The organism is Burkholderia sp. AU39826, from assembly GCF_020419965.1.
GTDB classification, from domain to species: domain Bacteria; phylum Pseudomonadota; class Gammaproteobacteria; order Burkholderiales; family Burkholderiaceae; genus Burkholderia; species Burkholderia semiarida.
Genome location: NZ_JAIZQG010000001.1, coordinates 859,407 through 886,118, shown reverse-complemented (window position 1 = coordinate 886,118; position 26,712 = coordinate 859,407). Strand labels below are relative to the sequence as shown.

The following is a 26,712-nucleotide window of genomic DNA, read 5'->3' as shown; positions in this document are numbered from 1 at the left end:
TCGGGCTGCCGGGCCTCGACCGTCAGAATCAGTTTAGGGTTTAGCCGCTGTCGCAGCCGGCGCCATGCGAACTTCGAACGTCTTATCCGAAGCGCCGGCCGCGGCCTTGGCCGCTCCTTGCGGCGCGGCGCCGGTTTGATCGCCGATCGCGCCGCTCGTCGCGCCGCCCGTGACGGCGGCACCGGCTGGCGCCCCGCGGGCCGGCAGCGCGGCTTGCGTGTCGAGAATGCGTTGCTTCACTGCCGCGATCGATTGATCGTCGTACGTGTATTCGATGCCCGCGCGCTGGCGCGCGAGCGTGTTGTCGAGCGAGACGCCGAGAAGCCCCGCCACCGCGGCGGCCTTGCCCGGGGTCGCCGCGCCTTGCATCAGTGCCGCGTCGCGGTGCGCGTGAAGCCGGGCGGCATTGCGCCGGAGTGCCATCGGCGAGCGCATCGCGAGCAGCATCGGCACTGCGAGCAAGGGCCCCAGCTCGATCTGCGCGGCAAGCCGCAGCACCTCCTTCGCGCACGCCGCCGCGAGTTCGGCCGGCAAGTCCGGCGCACCGAGCTTTTGCGCCGCGAGCAGTTGCAACGTGGCCGCGAGCGGCTCGCTGCGCGCGGCGGCCTTGGCCCGGCCCGCCTTGCCGATCGCGAACTTGCGCGGTTTGTCGCGGCCTTCGCCGGACTGGCGGCCGTCGCGCCGAGGCTGCCCGTCCCGCGGCCCACTCTGCTGCGGCTGCCCGTGCTCCTCGCCTTGCGGATTCGAGCCGCGATCGTGCCCATGGCCGTTGCGATGCTGTTGCTGCCCGTCGCCGTGTTGCTGATCGCGCTCGCGTTTTTGCTGCTGTCCGTGCTTTTGCTGCTGCCCCTGCTCGTGCTTGCGTTCGCGCTCGTGCGGGTGTTCGTGCTCGTGCCGGGGCTCGAGCGCGTGCTGATCGTCCGGCCGTTCGTGAGCCGATGCCTCTTTGCCCTGCGCCTTCGCCGAGCCCGCCGGCCGCGGCCGTTGGCCGAGCTGGCGCATCAGCTTTTGCGCGGAAGGAGGCGGCGGCTTGTGCAAGCCTTCGGCAAAACGCTTGCCCCGGTAGAAAGCGGCGGCGAGCATCTTGTTGTGCTGCATGCGCGCGCGCTGCATCTTCGTGTGCTGCACCTTCACGCCCGTGAAGCCGCGCGCCTGGGTCATCTGCCCCATGTGCTCGGCGCCGGCCTGCGCTTGCTGCGCGAGATCGGCGGCGTGGTGGCCGTGGTTGTTGCGGATCGGCGAATTCACGACGGCACCGCGAGCGTGATGATCTGATTGGCGAAGCGCAGGATCGCGGCGGCGCCCCAGGCGCCGAACATGAGCACGGTGGCCACGACGGCCACGAGCTTCACCGCGTACGAGATGCTTTGATCCTGCATCGACGTGATGGCCTGCACGAACGAAATCGCGAGGCCGGAGAGGGCGGCGACGGCCACCACCGGCATCGAGACGGACAGGCAGAGCAGCAGGCCCTGCGAGGTGATGCGAACGAGCGTATCGGTTTCCATGGCGCGTGCCTCAGCGATAGGTCATGACGAGACCGTGAATCAATGTGGACCAGCCGCTCATGACGACGAACAGGAGCAGCTTGAACGGAATCGCGACGTTCGTCGGCTGGACCTGATTCAGGCCCATCGCCATCAGCACGTTGGCGATGACGAGATCGACGACGATGAACGCGATGTACAGCAGGAAGCCGATCTTGAAGGCGTCGGCCATCTCGGTCAGCGTGAAGGCCGGGGCGAGCACGATGAGGTCGTCCTCGCGGATCTTCGCCGCCATGTCCTTCGGCCAGACCACGGCTGCCGAGCGCACGAAGAACCGCTTTTCGCGCTCGTGCGCGTGCTTCTTCAGAAAGGCGCGAAACGGCTCCTTTGCCGCATCGAACGCATCGAGCACGACGAGCGACGTGTCGCTGCCGGGGGTACGGTGCATCGTCTGCATGGTTTGCATGGCCTGCATGCCGATCGGCGCCATCACGTAGGCGGAGACGAGGACCGCGATGCCGTTGAGCACCATGTTCGGCGGCACCTGCTGCACGCCGAGCGCGTTGCGCAACAGCCCGAGCACGACCACGATCTTCGCGTACGAGGTCGCGACCATGGCGACGAACGGGATCAGGCTGATCGCGACGACGGTGATCAGCAGCCCGGTGAGGTCGCTAAACTGAACCATGGCCGCGCGACAGCTGAACGAGACGCACGCCGAGATGATCGCCGACGCTCACGAGTTCGCCGAAGCCGATCGTCTGCCCGTAGGTGACGAGCCGCACGCGCGCATCGGGCAGCGCGGTGGGAAGCTCGAGCACGTAGCCCGCGCGCAGCGCCGAGAGCTGCGCGACCGGCATCGACACCGTGTCGATCTCGAGCTTCAGCGGCAGGTCCAGCTGGCTGATGTCGACGGGCGTGTCCATCGAATCGGTAAGCGGCGCGTTGAACTGCGTCTCATGGCTCATGGTGGGGTCCTCGCTCAAGGTCATCAGATGGTGGGTGACGTCTGCCACGGCGCGCAGTTGCCGCGTCCCGTAGCGGCCCCAGACGACTTGCATCGGGGCGGATGAACGCTCGCTCGCGAAGAGCGCGCGGGTGGCTTCGGGTACGGCGCGCAAGATGACGTCCCCCGCGCGCAGCGAATCGAGCGTCGTCACGCTCATCGTTTTCTCGCCGATCCGCAGCCGGCCCGGTACGGCGATCTCGCTCACGTGCGTGGCGAACGGCGTGCATTGCCGGGCCACGAGCGTTTCGAGCGCGTCGAGCCAGCCGCCGTCGATGTGCTCGATCACCGCATCGAAGCGGCTATCGCCCACGCGCAGCGAGAGCGCGCAGCAAGGCGCGTTCAACGGCGCACGTGCGGCCCGCTCGAGCGAGACGATTTCCACGCCGTCGAAGCCGAGCGCTTGCAGCGCGCGCCGCAGCGGATCGAGCAGGATGGCGCACACGGCATGGCGCAAGCGCTCGTTGACGGGCTCGTCCGACGCGACGACGCTCGCGAGCCCCGCGTGCTGTCCGACGTCGATGCGCACCGCGGCCGTCTCCATGCCCCAGCGCACGCGCACGACGGCGGCGCGCTCCGGCGCCACGAAATCGTGCGTACCGACGCCGAAGGCCGACACGCCGAGCGTGTGAGCGAGCAGTGCGCTCAGGCGCTCGTCGACGGCGAGCCGATGCAGGCGCGCGGTGGCGGCCGCAAGCGCGGGCAGCCGCGCGGGATCGAGCAAGACGGCCGCCGCCGGCGCTTGGGCGCCTGCCTCGGCGTGGTCTGTCAGTAGCGTTCGTGTGGTGTCCATATTGGTTTTACGTGACGATGATCTCGACGCTGCGCGCGCCGTCGAAGCGGTTTTGCATCACTTCCTCGAGGCTCGTGCGCAACGTCGCCGCATGCTGTGAGATTAGTTCGCGCGAGCGTGCGTCCGTGGTGTCGAAGCGAAGCGTCAATTGGAAATGCGAAAGCGCGAGGCTCAACGTGCAGCCAGGCAGCAGCGCCGGATCGATGGGAATCGTGATCTGCCAGTCGCCGCTTTCGAACACGATCGGATTCGCGCAGAAGTCCGACACCTCGGCGACGATCGAATCGACGAACCGGTTCATGTCCTGGCCCGTGCGCGCCGGTGCCCGCACGGCGGCCACGGCGTGCGGGCCGCCCGCTGTCGGGCGCTGCGGCTCGCGCGCGGCTTGTGCGCGCGGCATGTGCGGCATGTGCGGCGCGGCCGTCGCTGGCCGGGCGTTGGGCGGCCGCTGCGATGAAAGCGGCGCCGCGCCGCGCGCCGGCATCGGCATCGGCATCGGTGCGGGCATCGTCGAATATGCCGGCACGTGCATGAACCCATGCATGGCCGAATGCACCGGCAGGCGCATCGTCGAATGCATGGGCGGATGAATCGTCGCCGGTACCGGAGCCGGCACCGGCGCTGCCGATCGAGCATGCGCGGCAGCGTCGTCGCGTTCGTCGCCGGAGCCGGCCGGCGCGTCGTCGTCGCGCCCGCCGCTGCCGGCATCGTCGCGATGTTCGTCCGCGGCGAACCCGGCGACCGCGTAGCGCGGATCGGCTTGCTCGGCGAATGAAGGCTCGGCCGGCGCGGCGCATGGCTGCTCGTCGCCGGGCGTTTGCGACGCGCCGGCGTGCACGCCGGCGCGCAGGCGCTGAAAAAGGGCGGCCTGACGGCTCAACTGCGCGGCCGGCATCTCGGGTGCAGGGTCGGTGTGCGTGGCCGGCGCCGCGATGACGCGGGCGCGATGAGGGGCGGAGGAATGCATGGCGCGGCTCGCTCGATCACATCGCCAGGCGGCCGACGGGCTGGAGATCGACGTGCGAGCCGAGCTCCTGGTACGAATACACGGGCAGCCAGGGCAGCCGCGCCTCGATCATGCGCTTGATGTAGCGCCGGATGTCCATCGACGCGACGAGCGCCAGCGGCTGCCGCGGCGTATCGCCGACGATGTCGGCGATCTTGCCGACGAGCTGGGCGATTTCGTCGGGCGGCAGCGCGAGGAAGTTGCCCGTGGGGGTCTGTTTGATCGACTGCCGGATGTGCTGCTCGACCTGAACGTCGACGAGTACGACGGGCAGATCCCGCACGCCACCCGTCGCGCGATAGGCGATGAGCCGGCCGAGCTCCATGCGGATGTATTCGGTCAACATCAGCATGTCCTTCTCCTTCGGTCCCCAGACGATCAGGCTTTCGGTGATGCTGCGGATATTGCGCACGGGCACCTCTTCCTCCAGCAGCCGGCGCAGCACGTCCGCCATCTTCTGCAGCGGCAGTGCCTTTTGTACCTCCGCGACGAGGCCCGGGTAGTCCTCGTTGAGCTGGTCGAGCATCCACTGTGCTTCCTGAATGCCGAGAAAGAGATGGGCGTTGCGCCGCAGCAGGTCGATCGTGTGGCGCGCAATCAATGCTTCCGGTGTCGCCGCGGCGGCAGGCGCGTCCGCGGCGCCGCCGTCGGCCGCCGCGTGTACCGCGCGCGTTTCGGCGAGCGTCGTGCGCCCTTGCGGCACGTCGAAGAGGAGTACCTCGTAACTGTCTTCGGGCAGCGTGCCGTCGGTCCACATCATGATGCCGGGGAACGGCAGGCCGACTGCCGATTGCAGCGCGTGGCGCTGGGCGTCGAACGCGCGGTCGAGGGCATCGGCCGCGAGACGCGCGCTGACATCGGCTGCGAGGCGCACGCCGAGCGGGCACGTGAACTGCGGCGGGCGTGGCAGGATCGACGGCGCGTCGCCCTTGGCGCCGGCGCGCTGCAGTGCCCCGACGGGCTTGCCGGCGCCTTTGGCCGGACCATCCTGCTTTTTCTGCAGACGGTAGCCGACGAAGCCGAGCAGCCCGGCGAGCAGCGCGAAGAGCGCCGCCGGAAAACCGGGCACGGCGGCGAAGCCGAGCAGAAGCAGCGCGGCGAAGAACAGCGCGCGCGCGCTGCTCGTGAACTGGCGCCTGATGTCTTCGCCGAGGGAGGAATTTCCATGGTCGCCGCCTTCGTCCACGCGCGTGATCATGACGCCCGCGGCCACCGAGATCAGCAGCGAGGGAATCTGCGAGACCATGGCGTCGCCGATCGACAGGACCGAGAAGCGGTTGGCCGCCTCGCCGGCCGACATGCCGTGATAGGCGACGCCCACGGCGATGCCCGCGACGATGTTGATCATCGTGATCATGAGGCCGGCGATCGCATCGCCTTTCACGAACTTCATCGCGCCGTCCATGCCGCCATGCAATTGGCTTTCGATGGCGAGCCTTGCGCGTTTCCTGCGCGCCTCGTCCGGCGTCAGGATGTTCGCGCGCAGGTCGGCGTCGATGCTCATCTGTTTGCCGGGCAGCGCGTCGAGCGTGAAGCGGGCCCCCACTTCGGCGACGCGCTCCGAGCCCTTGGCGATCACGATGAACTGCACGACGGAGATGATGACGAACACGACGAGGCCGACGACGAGATTGCCGCCCACGACGAGCTGGCCGAAGCTTTCGATGATTTCGCCGGCATCGGCATGCAGCAGGATCGACTTCGTCGACGCGATATTCAGCGAGAGCCGGAAAAGCGTCGTGAAGAGCAGCACGGACGGGAACGCCGAGAGCGTGGCGATATGGCCCACATACATCGTCACCATGAGCAGCGTGATGCTGATCGTGATGTTGATCGCGAGCAGCCCGTCGATGATCGCGGGAGGCAGCGGCAGGATCATCAGCGAGACGATCGCGATCAGCAGGACGGCGATGCCGGCCTCGCCGATGCCGGGCAGTTTCATGGTCTTGAACATGTCCACTACTCCGTGGTGGCGGTTTGAGGCGCGAGGCCGTCCACCCAGCGAAGAATCGCGGCGACGACTTCGAACAGTTCTTCGGGAATCGGCTGATTGAGCGGCACCTTGTGCAGCATGCGCGCGACGGGCGGGTTCGCGACGATGGGCACGCGCGCGTGCATCGCCTGCTGGCGCAGCCGCAGCGCCTGCTCGTCGAGGCCCTTGGCGAGGACGACGGGCAGCGGAAACTCCGCGGGGTCGTAGCGCAGCGCGACCGCGTAGTGAACCGGGTTGACCACGACGACGTTCGCGCGCGCGACGCCGCCTTTCGGGCCTTCCTGCGATATCTCCCTGGCCATGCGCTTGCGCTCGCCCTTGAGTTCGGGGTTGCCTTCGCTCTCCTTGTGCTCGCGCTTCACCTCGTCCTTCGACATCCGGTTCTTGCGGATGAAGAGCCACTTCTGCAGCTTGTAGTCGAACGCGCCGATGACGACGAACACGCCGAGCGCGACCACGACCACGTGCATGAGCACGGACCACAGCACGCCGATCAACTGCGGTACCGACTGATCGAGCGCGCTCGCCACCACGGGCATCGCGCTTTTGATCGTCTGCCACATGACGGCGACGAGAATCGCGGCCTTGCCGACCATCTTCGCGAGGTCGATGGCGGAGTTCATCGAGAAGATGCGCTGAAAGCCGGACCCGGGGCTGACCGACGCAAGCTTCGGCATGACGGCTTTCAGCGAAAACTTGAGCCCCGTCTGGGGGGCGAGCGCGATGATGGCGGCGACGAGCGCGACGGCCGCGATCCCGCACAGCAGGCCAAGCGCCTGCAGGCCGACATGAACGAGGACGGTCCAGAGGTCCTGCAACTCGCGCTCGCCGTGAGTGAAATCGATCGCCTCCTTGACGATCGCGCGCAGCGTATCGGCCAGATAGTGCTGGCCCGCCGTCAGCACGAGCACGATCGAGCCGAGCGAAGCGACTTCGACGAGGTCGGAACTCTTCGCGACCTGGCCTTCCTCGCGGACTTTGTCCAGCTTCTTGTCTGTGGGCTCTTCGGTTTTTTCGTCGCTCATGACCGCTGTCCTTCGCTTGTCGCAGGCGCGCACCCGGGATGGGGCGCCCCGATGCAACGTTAGCGGCGCCGCTATATCCGGCGCGATGGCGATGCGAAGCAAGGACGAGGGCTGCGAAGCAAGGCGGCGCGGCGGCGCGTCGCTCGGGCGCGGGCCACGTGAGCCAGGCGACCCGCGCGGCGGCGGGCAGGCGCGAAGACGTCCGCGAACGCGGCACGCGCCGCCGTCCCTCGCATGCGGCGCTTCGCAATTCGTTGTGCGACTTCGTGCCGGGCACGTGGCGTATCCATCGTGTTGCGTAACTTAGCGTCAACGGAAGGCCACGCCTCATCGGGTGCGGCCCATCGGATCGAATCTGATTTCCTTGGGGGAAAGGATGGACGTTCTGAAGGATCGGCCGCAGTGCCCATCGGGAGTCGTCGGCGCGGTCGTCGACCTGGTCAGGGTGGCATTGGCCCGCGCAGGCACGCCGGAGCAAGTCGATATCGACGATCTCGAGCACCTCGTCGAAGTGCTGCATCTGCTGCGCCCGGATTCCGCCGAATTCGCGTTTTTCGACGGCTGGCTGCATATGGTGCGCGAGGAATGGAGCGAGGCCGAACGGCTCTTTCGCAATCTGGTCGAGCGCTCGGTCTGCGTGCCGGCCAGCAAGGGAATGTTGCTGCAGTGCCTGAAGGCCCGCCAGGAGTTCGGTTGGCAGGAGGAGGCCCGGCGCCTCCTGGAGGAAGGCGGCAACGAAGAGGTTGAACGGCTCGCGAAGGTTCTGCTTGCGAGCGAGGAGCTGAAGCAGGCGGTCGCGACCGCGAAGCGCACGGGCCGCTTCGTTGCGCCGGATTCCGCGCTCGCGTTCGAGAACGGAGCGCATGCCGAAGACGGCGAAGCGGTCGCGACGCCGTCGTCCTCATCCAGCGACATGCTGCTGACGATGCAGTACATGCGTGTCTGAGCCTGTTGCCCCTACCAGGAGAAACGAAATGAGCATCACGACTGCATCGCAACTCCAGTACGAACTGGCCCGCGTCACCGGCACGACGCCCGCGGCGCCGACCGCGGACGCGGTATCGCAGCCGCTCGTCGACAAATTCCAGGCGATGATGGCTTCGGGGCGCCAGCATGCGGCGGCCTTGCACCCGACCGAGCGCGCGGACCTCGTGACGAAAGCGGTCGAGGAGCAGGCGGACTATTACCGGCAAGTGCCGAACGACGTGCTCTACATGACTCAGCACATGAGCGCGCTGTCGATGGAGCGCCTTGCCGCCGCCGACATGACCATCCAGCTCGAGATCGCAAGCCTGAACGCCGATCTGCAGGTGAAGATGGCAACCGTGCAGTCGTCGAAGGACGCCGTGCAGACGCTCATGAAGAACCAGTGAAATGAAACCGAACCTTGTGCCTTCGAGGCTGCCCTCCGCATGGCGGCTCGTCGCGGTGGCGGCGCTCGTGCTGTCGCTTGCGGCCTGCAAGCAGGAGCTCTACGGGCAATTGACCGAAAGCGACTGCAACGAAATGGTGGCGGCGCTGCTGATGTCCGGCGTCGACGCGCAAAAGAGCACGCCCGATGGCGGCAAGACCTGGTCGGTCGGCGTCGACGAAAAGCAGATCGTGCATGCCGTGGAAGTGCTGCGCGCACGCGGCCTGCCGCGCAAGAAATTCGACGACCTCGGCGCGCTGTTCAAGAAGGACGGGCTCGTTTCCACGCCGACCGAGGAGCGCGTGCGCTTCATTTACGGTTTGTCGCAGGAGCTCGACGACACGTTGTCGAAGATCGATGGCGTGGTCGTGGCGCGCGTGCAGATCGTGCTGCCGAACAACGATCCGCTCGCGCAGTCGGTCAAGCCGTCGTCCGCATCGGTCTTCATCAAGTACCGGCCGGACGCGAATCTCGAGCGGATGACGCCGGCGATCAAGAACCTGGTCGTGCACAGCATAGAGGGGCTGACCTACGATCAGGTCAGCGTGACGAGCGTGCCGGCCGATGCGCTCGATCCACCTGCCCACCCGCATCGCCAGGACGGCTGGATCGTCTATGCGGGCGGCGCACTCGGCGTGCTGCTGTTGATGATCGCCGGCGGCTTCGCGCTCTTGCGCGGCAACCTGCTCAAGGGCGGCGGCGGACTGGCGGGCCTGCTCGCGCGCCGGGCGGGGCGCGCGGCGAAAGCGCCGGCATGAGCTTCGATCCGAACGATCGCATGGCCGGCAGGGCAAGCAGGGGGAGCACACGATGAGCGCATACGACGCAGCCGATGCATACGACGCAACCGCCGACAGCGTTGCCGCCCCGAACGGCGAGACGCCGGCGGCCGTCGCGGCGAGGCTGGCCGCCTACCATCAGCGCCGGCGTACGCTGTTCGACTGGATGCATCCGGCGCGCCTTGCACGCGTGCCCTGTGCAGACCGGCTCGGCGCATGCGGCCCCGCGCAGGCGGAGGCGCTTGCCGATGCGCTGCTCGACGAATGGGGCATGCCCGTGCCGCCGCTTGCCGCGTTCAACGCGCCGGAAGCGGCGCTTGCCTTGCTGCCGGCGCACGATTGTCTGACCGTGTTCCGCCTGCGCGCGCTCGTGGAGCAGGTGGAGCCATTGCGCACCTGGATCGACCGGCCGCGTCGCGAGAAGTTGACGGCCTGGATCGGGGCGCGCGGCGTCAATCTGCTCTTCGCGCGCGGGCGAGAGCTTGCGGGCGAGGCGCGCTCGCTGGCCGCGCGCGCGCACCCCGCGGCATCGGTCATGCCAGTGCCGCTCGACGCGGCCGATGGCGACGTCCTCGCGTGGCTCGGCTTTCGGCTTTTCGAGCGCGACTGCCGATGGGCGCCGGGCGGCCCGCTCGCGATCATGCGGTGGGCCATGCCGGCGCGCGACGAGGAGGGGGCGTGGCCGTCCCCGTCGTTGCCGCCGTCACTCCCGTCTTCGGAAGGCTCGAGCCCGAGCCTTTCGATCGTCTCGCAACTGCCCGACTTGTTTCCGGAGTGGTCATGGTGATCTGGTTACGCAATCCGCAGGCCGAAGGCACGGACCTCGGCGTGGGCGTCGAAGGGGACGTCCTGCGTCATGAACGCCTCGCGGCGATCGTCGAGATCGATGCGGCGTACGCCGAGATGCGCCGGCAATGCGACGAGGCGCTGGACGCGGCGCGCGCCCAGGCCCGCGTGCTGCTCGACGAAGCCCGCGCCCGCGCGGAAGAGCTCGCCGAGCGTGCGATGCGTGAGTTCGCGCAAGCGGCCGAGCGGGGCTACGACGATGGTTTGCGGCGGGGGCTGACCGATTGGTACGAACGCGCGGCGGCCGCGCACGCCGAAGCCTGCCGGCTCGCGCCCGGGCAGCAGGACCGGCTGGCCGAACTGGTCGCGCTGGCGGTCGAGCAGATCGTTGCGTCGGCCGATCCCAAGGCGCTTTTCGCGCGCGCGGCCGCGACGGTGGAGCGGATCGTCGCCGACGGCAGCCCCGTTCATCTGCGTGTTCATCCGTCGGATCTGGCCGCGGCGAGCGCGGCCTTCGACGAAGCGGCCGCGGCGTGGCGCGAGGCCGGGCGCGCCGTGCGGTTGCGCGTGGCGGCCGACGCGACGCTTGCGCCCGGCGCATGCGTCGCCGAAACCGACCTGGGCGCGATCGACGCGAGCCTGTCGTTGCACCTGGCGGCGATGCGCGACGCCCTGGCGCGCGCGGTGCGAAGCGTGGCGGAGGAGCCCTCGCGCGAGGCGCCGAATGCGCGGCCCGGGGATGACGCACAAGCGGTCGACGCGCAGGCCGGTTTCGCCGGCGACGCCGAGGTGCCGATCGGCGAGTACGCCGTCGGCGCTGGCGAGGATCTGGCGGACCCGGATGCGCGCGCGAACGACGGCGGCGATGGCGGCGAGGGCGGCGAGGGCGGCAACCTCGGCGACGGCAACCTCGGCGACGAAGGAGGTTGGCAGGACGATGCCGCGGCCCTGCAAACGGCGGGGGACCTGCACGACGAGGGTTGGACCGATGCCGCGCATGCCGACGCCGACGCGATGTCCATCTGAACGGGCCTTCGCGCGGCACGTGGAAGAACACATGACAAGGAAGGGAGCGCCATGATCGACAGCGCGGACAGTTTCGGAACCGATGAAGCGAGCGGGGCGCACATCGCGCAGCCGCGGGCCATACGCGGCTTCTCGGCGCTGATGGAGGCGATGGAGCGCGAACTGCGCGCCGGCGCGCAACCCGCGGCGTGCGGCAAGGTGCAGGAAGTGATCGGCACGCTCGTACGCGTATCGGGCCTCGACGCGACGCTCGGCGAGCTATGCGAGCTGCGTTCGCCCGAAGGCGCGTTGCTGCAGCGTGCCGAGGTGGTCGGCTTCTCGCGCGACGTCGCGCTGCTCTCGCCGTTCGGCCGGCTCGGCAGCGTGTCCCGGGCGACACGCGTGGTGGGGCTCCGGCGTCCGCTTTCGCTGCGCATCGGCCCCCGTCTGCTCGGCCGCGTGATCGACAGCCTGGGCGAGCCGATCGACGGCAAGGGGCCGCTCGAATGCGACGAGTGGCAGCCCGTCATCGCCGATCCGCCCGATCCGATGTCGCGGCCCGTCGTCGATACCCCGATGCCGACGGGCGTGCGCGTCGTCGACGGCATGATGACGCTGGCCGAGGGCCAGCGCATGGGCATCTTCGCGCCGGCCGGCGTCGGCAAGAGCACGTTGATGGGCATGTTCGCGCGCGGGGCGCGCTGCGACGTCAACGTCATCGCGTTGATCGGGGAGCGCGGCCGCGAAGTGCGCGAATTCTGCGAGCACATTCTCGGGCCGGAGGGAATGGCCCGCTCGGTCGTCGTCTGCGCGACATCGGACCGCTCGTCGATCGAGCGCGCGAAGGCCGCTTATGCGGCAACGGCGGTGGCCGAATACTTCCGCGACCGCGGCATGCGGGTGCTGCTGATGATGGATTCGCTGACGCGCTTCGCGCGCGCGCAGCGCGAAATCGGCCTGGCGATGGGCGAGCCGCCGACGCGGCGCGGCTTTCCGCCGTCGATCTTCGCCGAGCTGCCGCGGCTGCTGGAGCGCGCGGGCCGTTCGGAGCTCGGCTCGATCACCGCCCTTTATACCGTGCTGGCCGAGGACGAATCGGGCGGCGACCCGATTGCCGAGGAAGTGCGGGGCATTCTCGACGGCCACATGATTCTTTCGCGCGAGATTGCGGCACAGAACCGCTATCCGGCGATCGACGTGCTCGGCAGTCTTTCGCGCGTGATGACGCAGGTGGTGCCGCGCGAGCACGTGGCGGCGGCGGGGCACGTGCGGCGGCTGATGGCCAAGCACAAGGAGGTCGAACTGCTGCTGCAGGTGGGCGAGTATCAGAGCGGCACCGATGCGCTTGCCGACGAAGCCATTGCGAAGATCGACGCGATTCGGGCTTTCCTCGGCCAACCGACCGATCTGCTCGTCGACCCGAGCGACACGCTCGCGGCCCTCGGCGAGATCGTGCAGTCCTGATGCCGGAGGCGAGCGATGAAGGACCGCCGCGTTGCCGCGTTCGAGCGCGTGCTCTCGCGTCGCCGCCAGCTCGATCGCAAGCTCAATGCGGCGCTCGGCGGTTTGCGCGGCGAGCTGCAGGCGCTCATGGACGCCTTGGACGAAAGCCGCACGGCGGTGCGCGCGCATGCGGCCGAGCTCGCCGCGCACGACGGCAAGATCGACGCGATGCTGGGCGGCGTTTCCTTCCGGGCGGACGAGTATCTGAAGCTGCGCGAATTTCGCTCGCACGCGGCCGAGCAGCACGCGATGCTCGAGGCCCGGGCGGCGCAGGCCGGGCAGGCGCTCGCGGCGAAGGAGGCGCAGATCGGTGCGCTGCGCACGGAGATCCTGCGCAACCGTGCCCGCATCGACATCTACGGCAAGCGGCGCGACACGCTCGTCAAGGGTATCGAGCTCGCGATCGAGGACGCGCAGGACGAGGAAACATCGGAGAGTCGCCGGCCCAGTCCGGCGTTCTGAAGCGGCGAGCGCGCTCGCCAGCCGGCATCCATTGAGCGACAGGTGACTGAAATGAGCGAGATTACATTCGCATCGATCGAATCGAGCCATCAGCTGGTCAGGTTTCTGATCGTGCTCGGCCTTTGCAGTGAACGATTGATGGTCCTGATGATGATTTTTCCGCCGACGTCCGACAACGTCGTGCAAGGCCGCGTGCGCACCGCGCTGGCGCTGCTGTGGGGCAGCTTCATCGCGTACGGGCAACGCGGCCTGCTCGAGCAGGGCGATGCGACGATGCTCGTGGGCATCGGGTTGAAGGAGGCGCTGATCGGCGTTGGCCTCGGCTTCGCGGCGTCGACGGTGTTCTGGGCCGCCGAAAGCGTCGGCACGTACGTCGACGATCTGACCGGTTTCAATCAACTGCAGATGCAGAACCCGAGCCAGGGGCAGCAGACGTCGCTGACTTCCACGCTCCTGAGCCAGTTCGCGATCGCGGCGTTCTGGTGTCTGGGCGGCATGACGTTTCTGCTCGGCGCGATCTACCAATCGTATACCTGGTGGCCGCTTGCGAACCTCACGCCGGCCGGGGGGGCCGTACTCGAATCGTTCGTGCTGGGGAAGACCGACTCGCTGATGGAAACGGTGGCGAAGCTGGCCACGCCGATGATGCTGATGCTGCTGCTGATCGACATCGGCTTCGGCTTTACCGGGAAGGTGTCGCAAAAGCTCGATCTGCCGTCGCTGGCGCAGCCCGTGAAAGGTGCGCTCACGATTCTGATGCTCGCCCTGATGGCGGCGATCTTCATCGATCAGGTACGCGATCAACTGTCGCTCGTGGGCATCGCGGCCGAGGCGAGGGCGCTCGCGGGCGGCAAGTGAAACGCGGTGAATGCGCGAGCGCGCAAGTATGCGTTCGCCGATGGCGACTGGCCGAAAAAGCTTGGAGAAAAACATGATCGAGGCGTTGAGCGACAACGCGATCGTCACGGGGATGATGCACGTGCTGTGGGCCGGTGCGGCGCTGGATACGTTTTCGGACGTTCAGGACCTGCTCGATGCGATGGCGGTGCTGCGTCCCGGGAGCGGCGAAATGCGCGAGGTGCTGGCCTGGTGGCATGTGCGTGCACGCGCCTGGGGCGAGGCGCTGACCGAATTGCGCCGGGTGGAGCGCGACGGCACGCTGTCGTCGCGCGGCATGTCGCTCGCGGCGGTATGTCTTTACGCACTTGGCGATGCATCGTGGCGTACCTATGCGTACGCGGCGGCGTACAAGTCTGATGACCCGATGGCGACGCGCACCGCCCAGGCGCTGCTCGCAGCGCCCGCGATCGGGCGTGGATAGCCGCCCGCGGCTGCGTCAAGCGGGGACCGGCCGTCTGCCCGGCCGGCCGGTTTCACGATGACTCGCCGCGGCCCGAAGCAAGGTTTGCCTCGATCCACGATGCCACGTCGGTGACCGGAATGGCGTGGCGTTGATTGAACGTCCCGCGCTTGTCCCACGCGACACCCCGCCCTTGAGCGAAAGCGGCACGATACTTCCGCATCATGTTGTGTGGGTCCCGCGCCAGTTCATCCAGCAAGTACGCCTCACTCCACACCGCACGGCTGAAAGGGCGGCCGAGGCCCGCTTGCAGCTTGTCGGCGACCTCACCGTAAGTCACGGTGTCGCCGGCCAGATACACGATCTCGTTCCGGATACGAGGTTGGGCGAACACGATCTCGGCAGTCAGTGCGCCGATATCGTCGGGCGTCGTCAGCGTCACGGCGGTGTCGAGGCTGCCCAACGCGTGGACCGTGTCGTTTTTCAGGTCAACGACACCGAAGTCCGGCTCGAACAGATAGCTCATGAACATGCCGGTCGAGATGATGACCCACTCGGTGTCGTGCTGACTGCGCAGCAATTCGCGCACGTCCAGCTGTGCGTCGAAGATGTCCTGCGGACTGCCGCGACCGATCACGTCGAAATCGACCCCGAACTGCCACGGGAAGTACCTCGGGATTCGCGCCTGCAATGCAGCGCGTGCCAATTTCATCGGCGTGTCGATTCCGGCCGTAATGCCCGCGCAACCGATTACCGTGTCATATCGCGCGAACAAGACAGCGAGTTCATCGATGGAACGCTTCACGAAATCGCCTATGACGATCTCGATCCCAAGATCCCGAATCTCCGCGATATCATGCCGCTTGGCGGGTGCGCTGGATTCGACGGCACTGGCGCGCAGCAGCACGCTGATCTTCGCGCCAGTCACGTCCTTCGCCCGGCGTGCAAGACTGCGTAGCACCGGGAGGCCGAGTTCGCCGGCACCGAGCACGAGAATGTTTCGAGACGTAGCGTCAGGATCTGTTCGGTTCATCGTTTAGCCCATCAAGGAATGCGTGGCGGCAGTCTAGCAATGCGTGGGCGTGGATGAAAGAAGGCACACGCGTGATACTGGGAGCCAGAGAGTTGGATCGAGATGAACTTCTTCAATATTCGCAGACCGTGTGTGACGGCCTGCGGGACGATGATGACGGGTTGCGGCGGGAGGTGCTTGCCCATGCCGGAAGCCGTTGGTCGCTCGGTGTCGTGCACACGCTCGGCGTGTACGGCAGGCTGCGCCATGCGGAAATCGGCAGGCGCATGCACGGGGTGACTCAGCGCATGTTGACGCGCACGTTACGGCAGCTCGAGCGTGACGGCCTCGTGCGCCGTCACGATTTCGAAGAAGTCCCCCCCAGAGTCGAATACGAGTTGTCCGACACGGGCATGGACCTGCTCGTTCGCATGGTCCCGCTGTGGACCTGGATCGTCGAGAATGCGGACCGCTTCCGTGAAGCGAGGCGGAATTTCGACAGGCAGCACCGCGACGCAAACGCGTAGTCGACGCCGCCGCGGCGGTGGAGCGGCGCTGCACAAATGCCGGCGCTCGGTATCGCGCGACATCGATTCGGTCACGCGTACTTGTCGCCGACCGTACTGCGAATCGGATGGGTGTCGTAGACGATGATCATCCGTTCGATCAGCCCCGCGATGTCGAACTCGAACACGTCGACGCACTCGAAGCGCGCCACCGAACCGTCTTTCAGGGCCCAGTCGTAGATGAAGTAACCGGTCGCACGTCGAGCGCCTGTCGTGCTGACGCAGATATCGATCGGTGTAATCTTGCTTTCTCCCGATGCGGCAGCGACCTTCGAAAAGAAGGGTTCGGCGTGCATCCAGCCGAGAAACGGCGAAAAAATCCGCGCGTCCGGCGTGAATAGCGCGCAGATGGCGCCCACATCGCCTCGCTCCAGCTCCCGAAGGTAAGTGCGAACCTGTTCCGTATAGAGTGATGCCGACGTTGAGCCCAAAATTATCCTCCGATCATTCGTTGACGCCCCCGTTCATGCGTAGGAGCGGGGTATCCGGTAGACGCACGATAACGACGCACCGATGACCGAACAATCGAAAAATTTGCAACCCGGGTATGCGGCGCATGCATATCCGCTGGCCGACCTGACGCGGCCGCTCCCGCCGTTGGCGGCGATTCAGTCGTTCGTCGCCGCGGCGCAGCTCGGCAGCGTCAGCAAGGCGGCGGATCATCTGTGCCGTACTCAAGGCGCGGTGAGCCGCCAGATACAGCAGTTGGAAACGCATTATCGATGCGCACTGTTCGTGCGCCATGTATCGGGGCTGACGTTGACCGCGGAAGGAAATGCACTGCTGACGGTCGCGGTCGACGTGCTCACGCAATTGGTCCAGCACGCGGATTCCCGAGCACGGGCGACCGCGGTGCTCACGTTGAAGTTGCCGTCCACGTTCGCCGTTCGCTGGTTGCTCCCGCGGCTGCCGGACATTCATCGTGCGATGAGCGGGACGGAGCTGCGTATTTCGACATCCGCGGACGATACGCCGGATTTCACGACGTCCGACGTCGACGCCGTCATCGTGCGCGGCACGGGGCAATGGACCGGCATGGAGGCGGTAGCGCTATTTCCCGAGAGGCTCACGCCGATGTGCGCGCCCGCCTTGGCGACATCGCTGCGATCCGTTGCCGATCTTGCGCAGGTCGATTTGCTCCATCCAGGGCCCAGCCATGCGGAGTGGCGATGCTGGCTCGATCACGTTGGCGCGCGCCAGATCGATGCGGGACGCGGGCTGGTATTCGATACCCTCGAATTGACGCTCGCGGCATCGACGGAAGGGCACGGCATTGCAATCGGCGACCCACGAATGGCGAGAGACCGGCTCCGTGCCGGATCGCTGGTGACACCGTTCGAGGAGGTGGTTGAAGACGGCCTGTCGTACTTCCTCGTCTATCCGCCGCAACGTGCGGAACAACCGAAAATTCGGGCCCTTGCCGACGTCTTGCTGCGACTTGCGCGAGAAGACTGATCGACAGGTGAGCGACCGATTCGGCATTCCTCCCGATCCTCCTGCCCACCGACGCTAGATACGGAACGCCGCCGGCGGGTCTGCGTCCGTCGAAAATGCCGCGCTTGCCACCGCGGCGACGCTTCGACTCCACGGATGCCGCGCCGAATCCGATGCGGTCCATCGATACTCACGCTCCCGGGCAGGATCATGCCGCGCCCGCGTCGCGCACCGACGCCGTACAACGGCCACGCCCATGCAAACTTGATCGGGAAAAGCACTAGACGTACGGGAATTATTTCCCGGCTATAGTGGAATGACTGAAGGTAGATGCGGCGCTTTTTGCCGATACCGACCAGGTCTTGACCGTAGACGGGTGCTGTATGAAAAATAAAATCGAAAAGACCGCCGGACCGATGTGGGGTATGGCGGCAGGATTGCTTCTCGCGGTGGCGGGGTTGAGTCTCGGCATTCTCCCGAAGTCCTTGCATGGCTCGGGAAGCGCAAACGACTTCATGGCGTTCGGCGTCGCGATGCTGGGCATCTTCCTCGTCGTCTATTCCACGCACGAACTGCGCAGAAAGCGCTTGCACTGAGCGTTCGCGCGTCGATCCGCGAAAAAATCGATTCCGGCGGGCCGGCGGCTCGCGCGTGCCCGCGCCTTCGACGTGCTATGCGTTGCGGATTTCGTGGTTGTAGACGAGTTCGACGATGCGTTTCGTCGGGATGCTCGCGCGCAGTGCCTCGACGCCTTCGATCGGAAACCACCTGCATTTCTCGATCTCGTTGTTCGCTTGCGGCGTATGGTCCGGGCCGACTTCCGCGAAGAACACGTGATGGATTTTCGCGAGCCCGGTGAACTGCATCGCGTACACGAGATCGTGGCCCGTCATGCCGGTTTCTTCGCGCAACTCGCGATGCGCGGCGTCGAGCGGCGTCTCCCCGCGCTTGATCGTGCCGCCGGGTAGCGCCCAGCGCGACGACGCACGCGCGACGAGCAAGACGTGCTCGCCGCGGTAGCAGACGACCGTCGCGCGCTCCTTGATCGGGACGGCGCTCGCTTCGGCGGCAGTATTGGGCGCTGGTGTTCGGGGCATGGCGCCATTCTAACCAGCGTCGATCGTTCGGCCAAGCGGCGCCGACCGGGCTGGATGAACGGTCGTCGTCGCGTGGCCGACGGCTGCGCGACGGGGCCGGGCGCGCGGGACGCCGTTGGCGCGGGGCGGCCCGTCACGCGCACCGTGCCGCCGCACGGTGCGTTCGGTTACTTCTTTTCCGGCAGGAACCAGTTCATCACGAGCGCGCAGATACCGCCCGTCGCCACGCCCGATTCCAGCACGTTCTTCAGCGCATGCGGCAGGCTGTTCAGGATGTCCGGCACCTGCGATACGCCGAGGCCGAGCGCCAGCGACACCGCGATGATCAGCAGCGCGCGACGGTCGAGGTGGATGCCCGCGAGGATGTTGATGCCCGATGCGGCCACGGCGCCGAACATCACCATCGCCGCACCGCCGAGCACGGGCTCGGGCACGGCCTGCAGCACGCCGGCGACGACCGGGAACAGGCCGAGCACCACCAGCATCCCCGCGATCCAGATGCCGACGTGACGGCTCGCGACGCCGGTGATCTGGATCACGCCGTTGTTCTGCGCGAATACCGAGCTCGGGAACGTATTGAATACGCCGGCCAGCAGCGAGTTCGCGCCGTTCACGAGCACGCCGCCCTTGATCCGCTGCATCCACACCGGCCCTTCGACCGGCTCGTTCGAGATCTTGCTGGTGGCCGTCACGTCGCCGATCGCCTCGAGCGACGTCACGAGGTAGATGATCAGCATCGGCACGAACAGCGCCCACGAGAAGCCGATGCCGAAGTGCAGCGGCGTCGGCACCTGGAACAGCGCGGCCTGATGCATGCCGGTGAAGTCGAGGCGGCCGAGGAACGCGGCGGCGAGATAGCCGATCGCGAGCGCGATGACGAGCGCGGTGCTGCGCACCCACACGACCGGCACGCGGTTCAGCAGGATGATCGTGCCGAGCACGAGGCCCGACAGCGTCAGGTTCTCGGCGCTCGCGAACGTGCCCTTGGCCATCGCGCCGTAGCCGCCGCCCATGCTGATCAGGCCGACCTTGATCAGCGTGAGGCCGATCAGCAGCACGACGATGCCGGTGACGAGCGGCGTGATCAGGCGCTTCACGAACGGCAGGATGCGCGACACGCCCATCTCGACGAACGACCCGGCGATCACGACGCCGAAGATCGCGGCCATCACGGTCTCGACCGGCGTGCCCTGCTTGACCATCAGGCTGCCGCCGGCGATCAGCGGGCCGACGAAGTTGAAGCTGGTGCCCTGGACGATCAGCAGGCCGGCGCCCAGCGGGCCGAAGCGCTTGCACTGGACGAAGGTGGCGATGCCGGAAATCACCAGCGACATCGACACGATCAGGGTCGTATCGCGGCTGGACACGCCGAGCGCCTGGCAGATCAGCAGGCCGGGCGTGACGATCGGCACGATGATCGCCAGCAGGTGCTGGAGCGCGGCGACGAAGGCGACCATCGGCGCCGGCCGGTCGTTCGGGCCGTAGACGAGGTCGCGGGCCGATTCTGCGGCGTCAGCGCCGCGAGAGGCGGATTGGGCGGAGGAGGCGGGTTGCATGGCGAGCGGGCCGGACGAGGTGGAAAGTGCGGCATTTTAGCCGAAGGGCCGGCCGGCGCCGCGGGCCGGGCCGCAATGGTGACGAGCCGGTGGATCGCGCAAAAGGCGCCCGATCGGCGGCCGGCTGGTTCGAACTGCGGGATGTGGCCAACGGTCAGCCCGCGACGCGTGCTCCGTTGCCGCGCGTCGTGGTGCGCGGCGGACGGGAATCCGGATACGCGCGCTGGCAGACGGCGATGACCGTATCGCGCAAGCGGCGGTGCACGGGGTCGCCGTGCATGCGCGGATGCCACAGCGCGGACACGAGGATCGCCGGCAGACGGACCGGAATTTCGAAACTGCGCAGCCCGAGGACTTCGGTGAGCCCCGGCGAGCACGCATTGCCGAGGCTCGAACGCGGCACCAGCGCGATCAGGTCGGTGCTGGCGGCGACACGCATCGCGTCGGGGTAGCCCGGCACGACGACGTGCACGGCGGGGCCGGGGCCGGAGTTGCCGGTCGTGTCGTCGGCCGGCCCGGCGAAATCGCCGAGCTGGGCCGCCATGACGTGGCGGCACGCGGCATAGCGCGCGGGCGTGATCCGGGCCGACGCGAACACCGGATGCCCGGCGCGCGCCACCGCGACGTGCCAGTCGTGAAAGAGCATGCGCGTGTGTAGCTCGGGCGCGTCGTCGCCGCGCTTGCCGATTTCCAGGTCGACCGTGCCGTCGCGCAGCGCTTGCGGATCGCGGTCGAGCTTCGGGACGAAGCGGATACGGACGTGCGGCGCGACGTCGGCCAGCGCGGCGACGACCGGGCCGGACAGCATTTCCATGAACGACGCGGCGGCCCGGATCGTGAACGTGGCCGTGAGCGTCGCGAGATCGACGTCGGCCGTCGCCGGCCGGAGCACGGCGCGCGCGTCGCTCGCGACCGCATGCACGCGGTCGCGCAGCGCGGCTGCGTGCGGCGTCGGCACGAGCCTGCGCCCGGCGCGGACGAGCAGTGGATCGCCGGTGGCGATACGCAGCCGCGTGAGCGTGCGGCTCATCGCGGACGTGCTCAGGCCCAGCCGGCGCGCGGCGGCGGTCACGCTGGCTTCCGACAGCAGCACGTCGAGCGCGGTAACGAGGTTCAGGTCGATGTCGTCCATGCAGACAGGATACGCTTTTGTGCCGATAACATGGCGTCTAATGCAACTATCGATTGCATTGAATGCGTCTGGCGCCTGTCGTAGCGCGCGCCTATAGTGGGCGCATGACGAAACGCGGCAAAGGCGAAAACCATGCAATCGACTGAATCGAATCGACGAAACGCGCCCGCGATCCTTCTCGTCGCGGCGTCGCGCGGCCTCGGGCTGGCGATGGCGGAGGCATTCCTGAACAAGGGCTGGAACGTGACGGGCACCGTGCGCGCAGGATCGGGGCGCACCAAGCTGCACGACCTGGCCGACCGGTTCGACGGCCGGCTTGATATCGGCACGCTCGACATCTGCGAGCCCGCGCAACTGGCCGCGCTGCGCGAGCGCCTGTCGGGCCGGCGCTTCGACATGCTGTTCGTGAACGCGGGCACGACCAACGATCCGAACGAAACGATCGGCGAAGTGACGACCGACGAATTCGTGCGCGTGATGATCACGAATGCGCTGGCGCCGATGCGTGCGATCGAGACGCTGCAGGATCTCGTGACCGACGACGGCCTGATCGGCGCGATGTCGTCGGGGCAGGGCAGCGTCGCGAACAACGTCAGCGGGATGCGCGAGGTGTATCGCGGCAGCAAGGCCGCGCTGAACCAGTTCATGCGCAGCTTCGCGGCGCGTCAGGCCGATACGCGCCGCGCGCTGGCGCTGATGGCGCCCGGCTGGGTCCGTACCGAACTTGGCGGGCCCGATGCGCGCCTGACCATCGACGAGAGCGTGCCGAGCCTCGTCGACGTGCTGCTGGCGAAGCGGGCGCGGCCCGGGCTCGAATATCTCGACTATCTGGGGCGGACGGTGCCGTGGTGAACGACGGAGGCGGCGCAAGCGCGCGGCGGCCGGCCAGGTTCCGGCTCGTCGTGAGCGTGCCGCGGGATTCGGCCTGTGGTTCGCGGCGCGGTCGCGGCTCTGCGAAGGCCGTGCCGATTCAATACAATGCGACGACGCGTCAGTGATACGGTGCCGCCTCATCGCGTTTGAATTCATCCGGCTCATGGCGGATGGGGGGCGCTCCCGTCGCGACGGGCTTGTGTCGAACATGGAGCGCAGCATGAACGAACCCTATCTGCAGGTCATCGCGCATTTCTTCGCGAAACCCGGCAACGGCGACCGCGTGGTCGAATTGCTGGCCGAACTCGCGCCGGCCACGCGCACCGAGCCGAAAAACCTCGACTACGCGTACTTCCGGTCGCCGGAGAACCCCGACCACATCGTGATCCTCGAGCGTTACAGCGAGGCCGACGGCCTCGACGTGCATCGGGAAACGCCGCATTTCCAGCGGATCGGTGTCGGCGCGATCATGCCGTTGCTCGATCGTCGCGAGGTGATCCGCTACATGGTGCAGCCGGACACGGACACGGCGACGGCCCCGGGAGGCGCTCGATGAACCCGTTTCAATTCCGTACCGTTCCGACGCAGATCGTCGAATTCGGCGCCGCGCGCCGGCTCGGCGCGCTGTTGCGCGAACGCTTTCCGGCGCTCGCGCGGCTGTGCGTCGTCACCGACGCGTTCCTGCATCGCAGCGGCGTGCTCGCGCCCGCGCTGGCGAGCCTCGCCGCGCACGGCTGGCGGGTCACCGTGATCGACGACGTGATCGCCGATCCGCCCGAGCACGTGGTGCTCGACGCGACCGCGCGGGCCGTCGCGGCCGACGCGGAGATCGTGCTCGGCCTCGGCGGCGGCTCGTCGATGGACGTCGCGAAGCTGATCGCGGTGCTCGTGCCGGGGCAGCAGGCGCTGGCCGACATGTACGGCGTCGACAAGGTCGCGAGCGCGCGGCTGCCGCTCGTGCAGATGCCGACCACGGCCGGCACGGGCTCCGAGGTCACGGCCGTGTCGATCGTCACGGTCGGCGAGGCGCGCAAGATGGGCGTCGTGTCGCCGCACCTGTTCGCGGACGTCGCGATCCTCGACGCGGAACTCACGCTCGGCCTGCCGCGCGCGGCGACGGCCGCTACCGGCATCGACGCGATGGTGCATGCGATCGAGGCGTACACGTCCGCGCGGCTGAAGAATCCGGTGTCCGACATGCTGGCGACGCACGCGCTGACGCTGCTGTCGCGCAACCTGCTGGCCGCATGCGACGACGGGCAGAACCGGCACGCGCGCGAAGCGATGCTGGTCGGCGCGATGTTCGCGGGGCAGGCGTTCGCGAATGCGCCGGTCGCGGCCGTACACGCGCTGGCCTATCCGGTCGGCGGGATCTTCCACGTGCCGCACGGTTTGTCGAACGCGCTCGTGCTGCCGTACGTGCTGCGCTTCAACGCGCCGGCCGCCGCGCCGCTGTATGCGGAACTGGCGGCGATCGTCGCGCCGTCGGCCACGGGCAGCGACGAAGCGAAAACGCACGCGCTGATCGCCGAGATCGACCGGCTGATCGTCGCGACGGGCATTCCGCGCACGTTGCGCGAGGTCGGCATCGGCGAGGCCGACCTGCCGAGGATGGCGTCGGACGCGATGCTGCAGACGCGCCTGCTCGTGAACAATCCGCGCGAGGTGACCGAGGCCGACGCGCTGGAGATCTATCGGCAGGCGTGGTGACGCGGCGGGCGCGCGTGGCGCATCGCCCGGCACGATTCACGACGCGCGCACGACCGGCCGCGCGAGCCGTGCCGCAACCCACGTGCATGCCGGCGCGACGGCCACGAGCGTGCCGAGCCGCTCGCCGTGCCTACATGCGCGACGCGTCGGCGCCGGCTGCCACCACGTACGCCGACGCCTGCTTCGTGCCGTCCGGCTTCGTCTGCAGGTACACACCCTGGATTTCCGGTTCGAAGCCGGGCAGCGCGTTGATCCCGGCCTCCAGCGCGCGGAAGTAGTCGAGCGCCGGGCCGCCCCATACTTCGCCGGGCACCACGCAGAAGATGCCGGGCGGATAGGGCAGCGCGCCTTCGGTCGCGATCCGGCCTTCGATGCGATCGAGCGTGACGAGCTCGACGTCGTTGCGGATCAGCTCGGCATTCGCGGCCTGCGGCAGCATCGCCTGCTTCGGGAACTGCGCACGCCGGAACATCTGTTTCTGCAGATGCTTCATGTCGTGGCTGCGATAGAAATCATGCATGCGCTGGCACAGCTGCCGCAGGCGCATCCTGCCGTACAGCTCGGGATAGGCTTCGCACAGCGACGGAATCGCTTCGCGCAGCGGCGTGTCCTGATCGAGATGGCGTTCGAATTGCGCGAGGTGAGCGACCAGATGCTGCAGCTTGCCGAAGCTCTCCGACGGCGTGAGCAGGAACAGGATCGTGTACAGGTCGGCCTTCTCCGGCACGACGCCGTGCTCGCGAAGGTAGCGCGCGAGGATCGGCGCCGGCGCGCCGAACGGCGCATATTCGTGCGTGTCGCGATCGATGCCGGGCGTGGTCAGCAGCAGCTTGCACGGATCGACGAAATACTGGTCGTCCGCATAGCCTTCGAAGCCGTGCCACGTGTCGGCCGGGTGGAAGCGGAAGAAACGCAGGTCGTCGACGATCTGCTCGGTCGGGTAGTCGGCCCACGGGCGGCCGTCGATCTGCTGCGGAACGAACGGGCGGATCTGGCGGCACGTTTTCAGCAGCAGCTTGCGCGCATCGACGCCGTGTGCGACGCAGTCGCGCCACAGGCGCTTGCCGGCCGGGCCCGCATGCATCTGCGCGTTGACGTCGAGCGCCGCGAACATCGGATAGAACGGGCTCGTCGACGCGTGGATCATGTACGCGTTGTTGAAGCGCCGGTGATCGCAGAAGCGCTTCTGTCCTTCGATGTGGCTGTCCTTCTTGTGGATCTGCGAGGTCTGCGAGAAGCCGGCCTGTTGCTTGTGCACCGACTGCGTGACGAAGATGCCGGGATCGTCGGGCCCGAGCGTCAGCATCAACGGTGAGCAGTCCTGCATCATCGGGATGAACTGCTCGTAGCCGACCCACGCCGAATCGAACAGGATGTAGTCGCACAGATGCCCGATCCGGTCGACGATTTCGCGCGCGTTGTAGATCGTGCCGTCGTAGGTGCCGAGCTGGATCACCGCGAGCCGGAACGGGCGCGGCAGGTCGGCGCGCTCGGGCGCGACGTCGCGGATCGCGTCGCGAATGCGCGCTTCGCCGAGCGCCGCGCTGTCGACGCCGCCGATGAGGCCCCACGCGTTGCGTGCGGTCTCGAGGTAGACCGGCCGCGCGCCGGACAGCACGAGCGCGCCGAGGTGCACCGACTTGTGGTTGTTGCGGTCGAACAGCACGAGATCGCCGGGCGCGAGCAGCGCGCTCGTGACGACCTTGTTCGACGTCGACGTGCCGTTCAGCACGAAATACGTCTTGTCGGCGTTATAGATCCTTGCGGCGTTGCGCTGTGCTTCCAGCGCCGGCCCTTCGTGGATCAGCAGGTCGCCGAGCCGCACGTCCGCGTTGCAGAGATCCGCGCGAAACAGCGTCTCGCCGAAGAAATCGAAGAACATCCGGCCGAGCGGGTGATTGGAGAAGAACTGGCCGCCCTGATGGCCGGGGCAGTCGAACTCGACGTAGCCGCGCTGCACGTAGTCGCGCATCACCTTGAAGAACGGCGGCAGCAGACTCTCGCTGTAGATGTCGGCGGCGGCGGAAATCTGTCGGCCGTAGTAATGGCGGCCGCCGTGGCGGAGCTGGATCACGCCGCTCGCGCGCGGCAGGACCGACGGCGGCACTTCCTGGTCGGGCTCGACCGCGACGAAGAACGGAATCGCGAAGCCGGTTCGCTCGACGGTTTTCAGCACCTTTTCCGCGGCGTCGATACCGACGACGATGGCCGCGATATTCGTGAAATCGGTCTGAAATACGTCGACCTGTTCGTGCGTGGTGAGGAAGGCGCCGATCAGCGCCGGCTCGACTGCGATTTTCAACAGGCTCACGCGAACTCTCCGGTAAATGACCTGAAACGGGAGCCGCATTCACGCCGATGCGTCATGTCGATACGACGCGCGCCGCAGCCGATTGAAATGCTCCCGCGAATGCGGAATGCCGAATGCGCACCGCGCCGGGAAGCGTCGAACAGCGCGGCACAGCCGTGATCGGACGGTGCTCGGCGCCGCCGATCGTAGCAATAAAGGCCCGCGAATTCAATCGACCAGAATCGTCAATGTCATTGACGGATGAGCCTAATCAATTGATCGGCAATTGACGTGCTGCAGCGCATATAAAAATGATCCAATGATGAAATCCTATTGGAAAGGCGCCGATGGTTTCACCGAATCGTCGGCTTTTCATCGAATGGCGTTCATGGCATAGTCGGCTCCGAACTGGGTGGCGAATCAAGCCGGAATGGCGAGCGTCCGATGCCGCAGCCCGTGAGCTGCCGTCCGCGTGCTCGCGAGACG

General features: G+C 67.3%; 29 protein-coding genes. 16 read left to right on the top strand and 13 right to left on the bottom strand.

Going from position 1 to position 26,712, the window contains the following annotated elements:
- Positions 1 to 33: 33 nt before the first annotated feature.
- On the bottom strand, positions 34 to 1,098 hold the full coding sequence (locus LGM42_RS03935) for a helicase (RefSeq protein ID WP_226231613.1): 1,065 nt from the start codon (positions 1,096 to 1,098) through the stop codon (positions 34 to 36).
- Between LGM42_RS03935 and LGM42_RS03930 the strand changes: the two genes are divergently transcribed.
- A complete protein-coding gene (locus LGM42_RS03930) occupies positions 1,090 to 1,275 on the top strand; it encodes a hypothetical protein (RefSeq protein WP_226231612.1) in 186 nt (61 codons plus the stop codon). The two genes, LGM42_RS03935 and LGM42_RS03930, sit on opposite strands and share 9 nt — an antisense overlap.
- Here LGM42_RS03930 and sctS read toward each other — a convergent pair.
- Genes sctS through sctU form a run of 6 tightly spaced genes read right to left on the bottom strand, consistent with a single transcriptional unit; the run spans position 1,245 to position 7,310 of the window.
- Positions 1,245 to 1,508, bottom strand: a complete 264-nt coding sequence (gene sctS, locus LGM42_RS03925) for a type III secretion system export apparatus subunit SctS (RefSeq protein ID WP_059582636.1) — start codon at positions 1,506 to 1,508, stop codon at positions 1,245 to 1,247. The two genes, LGM42_RS03930 and sctS, sit on opposite strands and share 31 nt — an antisense overlap.
- A 10-nt stretch (positions 1,509 to 1,518) precedes the next feature.
- Positions 1,519 to 2,175: a type III secretion system export apparatus subunit SctR gene (gene sctR, locus LGM42_RS03920; RefSeq protein WP_059582633.1), complete on the bottom strand. Its 657-nt coding sequence runs from the start codon at positions 2,173 to 2,175 to the stop codon at positions 1,519 to 1,521.
- On the bottom strand, positions 2,162 to 3,286 hold the full coding sequence (gene sctQ, locus LGM42_RS03915; RefSeq protein WP_226231611.1) for a type III secretion system cytoplasmic ring protein SctQ: 1,125 nt from the start codon (positions 3,284 to 3,286) through the stop codon (positions 2,162 to 2,164). Before sctQ ends, sctR begins: the two co-directional genes overlap by 14 nt.
- A gap of 7 nt (positions 3,287 to 3,293) precedes the next feature.
- The gene (gene sctP, locus LGM42_RS03910; RefSeq protein WP_226231610.1) at positions 3,294 to 4,253 is read right to left on the bottom strand and encodes a type III secretion system protein SctP; all 960 of its coding nucleotides are present in this window, start codon (positions 4,251 to 4,253) and stop codon (positions 3,294 to 3,296) included.
- 16 nt (positions 4,254 to 4,269) lie between these two features.
- Positions 4,270 to 6,246, bottom strand: coding sequence for an FHIPEP family type III secretion protein (locus tag LGM42_RS03905; protein ID WP_059583109.1), 1,977 nt, complete (start codon positions 6,244 to 6,246; stop codon positions 4,270 to 4,272).
- Positions 6,247 to 6,251: 5 nt separating this feature from the next.
- Positions 6,252 to 7,310, bottom strand: coding sequence for a type III secretion system export apparatus subunit SctU (gene sctU, locus LGM42_RS03900; RefSeq protein ID WP_226231609.1), 1,059 nt, complete (start codon positions 7,308 to 7,310; stop codon positions 6,252 to 6,254).
- Between the two features lie 376 nt (positions 7,311 to 7,686).
- Between sctU and LGM42_RS03895 the strand changes: the two genes are divergently transcribed.
- The 9 genes from LGM42_RS03895 (at position 7,687) to LGM42_RS03855 (ending at position 14,577) form a co-directional block, all read left to right on the top strand.
- Positions 7,687 to 8,256, top strand: coding sequence for an HrpB1 family type III secretion system apparatus protein (locus LGM42_RS03895; RefSeq protein WP_059582619.1), 570 nt, complete (start codon positions 7,687 to 7,689; stop codon positions 8,254 to 8,256).
- 28 nt (positions 8,257 to 8,284) lie between these two features.
- The gene (locus LGM42_RS03890) at positions 8,285 to 8,683 is read left to right on the top strand and encodes a serine kinase (RefSeq protein WP_060311186.1); all 399 of its coding nucleotides are present in this window, start codon (positions 8,285 to 8,287) and stop codon (positions 8,681 to 8,683) included.
- Between the two features lies 1 nt (position 8,684).
- Entirely contained in the window at positions 8,685 to 9,479 is a 795-nt protein-coding gene (gene sctJ, locus LGM42_RS03885) for a type III secretion system inner membrane ring lipoprotein SctJ (RefSeq protein ID WP_060311185.1), read from the top strand.
- A gap of 52 nt (positions 9,480 to 9,531) precedes the next feature.
- Complete coding sequence (locus LGM42_RS03880) at positions 9,532 to 10,287, top strand: type III secretion protein HrpB4 (RefSeq protein ID WP_226231608.1); 756 nt, start codon at positions 9,532 to 9,534, stop codon at positions 10,285 to 10,287.
- The gene (gene sctL, locus LGM42_RS03875; RefSeq protein ID WP_226231607.1) at positions 10,281 to 11,312 is read left to right on the top strand and encodes a type III secretion system stator protein SctL; all 1,032 of its coding nucleotides are present in this window, start codon (positions 10,281 to 10,283) and stop codon (positions 11,310 to 11,312) included. The genes LGM42_RS03880 and sctL overlap by 7 nt, the downstream gene beginning before the upstream one ends.
- A 51-nt stretch (positions 11,313 to 11,363) precedes the next feature.
- Positions 11,364 to 12,755 (top strand): type III secretion system ATPase SctN, encoded by a 1,392-nt coding sequence (gene sctN / locus LGM42_RS03870; protein ID WP_226231606.1) that lies wholly within the window; start codon positions 11,364 to 11,366, stop codon positions 12,753 to 12,755.
- A 15-nt stretch (positions 12,756 to 12,770) separates the two neighbouring features.
- The gene (locus tag LGM42_RS03865; RefSeq protein WP_060311181.1) at positions 12,771 to 13,256 is read left to right on the top strand and encodes a type III secretion system protein; all 486 of its coding nucleotides are present in this window, start codon (positions 12,771 to 12,773) and stop codon (positions 13,254 to 13,256) included.
- Positions 13,257 to 13,307: 51 nt separating this feature from the next.
- The gene (gene sctT, locus LGM42_RS03860; RefSeq protein ID WP_226231605.1) at positions 13,308 to 14,114 is read left to right on the top strand and encodes a type III secretion system export apparatus subunit SctT; all 807 of its coding nucleotides are present in this window, start codon (positions 13,308 to 13,310) and stop codon (positions 14,112 to 14,114) included.
- A gap of 73 nt (positions 14,115 to 14,187) precedes the next feature.
- Positions 14,188 to 14,577: an HrpB1 family type III secretion system apparatus protein gene (locus LGM42_RS03855; RefSeq protein WP_226231604.1), complete on the top strand. Its 390-nt coding sequence runs from the start codon at positions 14,188 to 14,190 to the stop codon at positions 14,575 to 14,577.
- 52 nt (positions 14,578 to 14,629) lie between these two features.
- On the opposite strand, the gene LGM42_RS03850 is transcribed toward LGM42_RS03855, so the two are convergent.
- Positions 14,630 to 15,589: an aromatic alcohol reductase gene (locus tag LGM42_RS03850; protein WP_059582599.1), complete on the bottom strand. Its 960-nt coding sequence runs from the start codon at positions 15,587 to 15,589 to the stop codon at positions 14,630 to 14,632.
- 92 nt (positions 15,590 to 15,681) lie between these two features.
- Here LGM42_RS03850 and LGM42_RS03845 point away from each other — a divergent pair, with 92 nt between their 5' ends.
- Entirely contained in the window at positions 15,682 to 16,095 is a 414-nt protein-coding gene (locus LGM42_RS03845) for a winged helix-turn-helix transcriptional regulator (RefSeq protein ID WP_059583104.1), read from the top strand.
- A gap of 71 nt (positions 16,096 to 16,166) precedes the next feature.
- On the opposite strand, the gene LGM42_RS03840 is transcribed toward LGM42_RS03845, so the two are convergent.
- Positions 16,167 to 16,565, bottom strand: a complete 399-nt coding sequence (locus LGM42_RS03840; protein WP_059639222.1) for a nuclear transport factor 2 family protein — start codon at positions 16,563 to 16,565, stop codon at positions 16,167 to 16,169.
- 82 nt (positions 16,566 to 16,647) lie between these two features.
- Between LGM42_RS03840 and LGM42_RS03835 the strand changes: the two genes are divergently transcribed.
- Positions 16,648 to 17,589 carry a LysR substrate-binding domain-containing protein gene (locus LGM42_RS03835; RefSeq protein ID WP_060311180.1) on the top strand — a complete coding sequence of 314 codons (942 nt, stop codon included), beginning with the start codon at positions 16,648 to 16,650 and terminating at the stop codon, positions 17,587 to 17,589.
- 362 nt (positions 17,590 to 17,951) lie between these two features.
- A complete protein-coding gene (locus LGM42_RS03830) occupies positions 17,952 to 18,164 on the top strand; it encodes a hypothetical protein (RefSeq protein WP_059583102.1) in 213 nt (70 codons plus the stop codon).
- Positions 18,165 to 18,239: 75 nt separating this feature from the next.
- Here LGM42_RS03830 and LGM42_RS03825 read toward each other — a convergent pair whose 3' ends face one another.
- From LGM42_RS03825 to LGM42_RS03815, 3 genes are all read right to left on the bottom strand, one after another.
- The gene (locus tag LGM42_RS03825; RefSeq protein WP_060311179.1) at positions 18,240 to 18,665 is read right to left on the bottom strand and encodes an NUDIX hydrolase; all 426 of its coding nucleotides are present in this window, start codon (positions 18,663 to 18,665) and stop codon (positions 18,240 to 18,242) included.
- A 167-nt stretch (positions 18,666 to 18,832) separates the two neighbouring features.
- Positions 18,833 to 20,221, bottom strand: a complete 1,389-nt coding sequence (locus tag LGM42_RS03820; protein ID WP_059639225.1) for a nucleobase:cation symporter-2 family protein — start codon at positions 20,219 to 20,221, stop codon at positions 18,833 to 18,835.
- A 154-nt stretch (positions 20,222 to 20,375) separates the two neighbouring features.
- Positions 20,376 to 21,353 carry a LysR family transcriptional regulator gene (locus LGM42_RS03815; protein WP_226231603.1) on the bottom strand — a complete coding sequence of 326 codons (978 nt, stop codon included), beginning with the start codon at positions 21,351 to 21,353 and terminating at the stop codon, positions 20,376 to 20,378.
- Between the two features lie 132 nt (positions 21,354 to 21,485).
- Between LGM42_RS03815 and LGM42_RS03810 the strand changes: the two genes are divergently transcribed.
- The 3 genes from LGM42_RS03810 to LGM42_RS03800 all read left to right on the top strand — a co-directional run bounded on the left by LGM42_RS03810 (position 21,486) and on the right by LGM42_RS03800 (position 23,936).
- On the top strand, positions 21,486 to 22,205 hold the full coding sequence (locus LGM42_RS03810) for an SDR family oxidoreductase (RefSeq protein ID WP_226231602.1): 720 nt from the start codon (positions 21,486 to 21,488) through the stop codon (positions 22,203 to 22,205).
- Positions 22,206 to 22,446: 241 nt separating this feature from the next.
- A complete protein-coding gene (locus LGM42_RS03805; RefSeq protein ID WP_060311753.1) occupies positions 22,447 to 22,782 on the top strand; it encodes a putative quinol monooxygenase in 336 nt (111 codons plus the stop codon).
- On the top strand, positions 22,779 to 23,936 hold the full coding sequence (locus LGM42_RS03800; RefSeq protein ID WP_226231601.1) for an iron-containing alcohol dehydrogenase: 1,158 nt from the start codon (positions 22,779 to 22,781) through the stop codon (positions 23,934 to 23,936). The genes LGM42_RS03805 and LGM42_RS03800 overlap by 4 nt, the downstream gene beginning before the upstream one ends.
- Positions 23,937 to 24,066: 130 nt before the next feature.
- On the opposite strand, the gene LGM42_RS03795 is transcribed toward LGM42_RS03800, so the two are convergent.
- The gene (locus tag LGM42_RS03795; RefSeq protein ID WP_226231600.1) at positions 24,067 to 26,247 is read right to left on the bottom strand and encodes an ornithine decarboxylase; all 2,181 of its coding nucleotides are present in this window, start codon (positions 26,245 to 26,247) and stop codon (positions 24,067 to 24,069) included.
- Between the last annotated feature and the right edge of the window lie 465 nt (positions 26,248 to 26,712).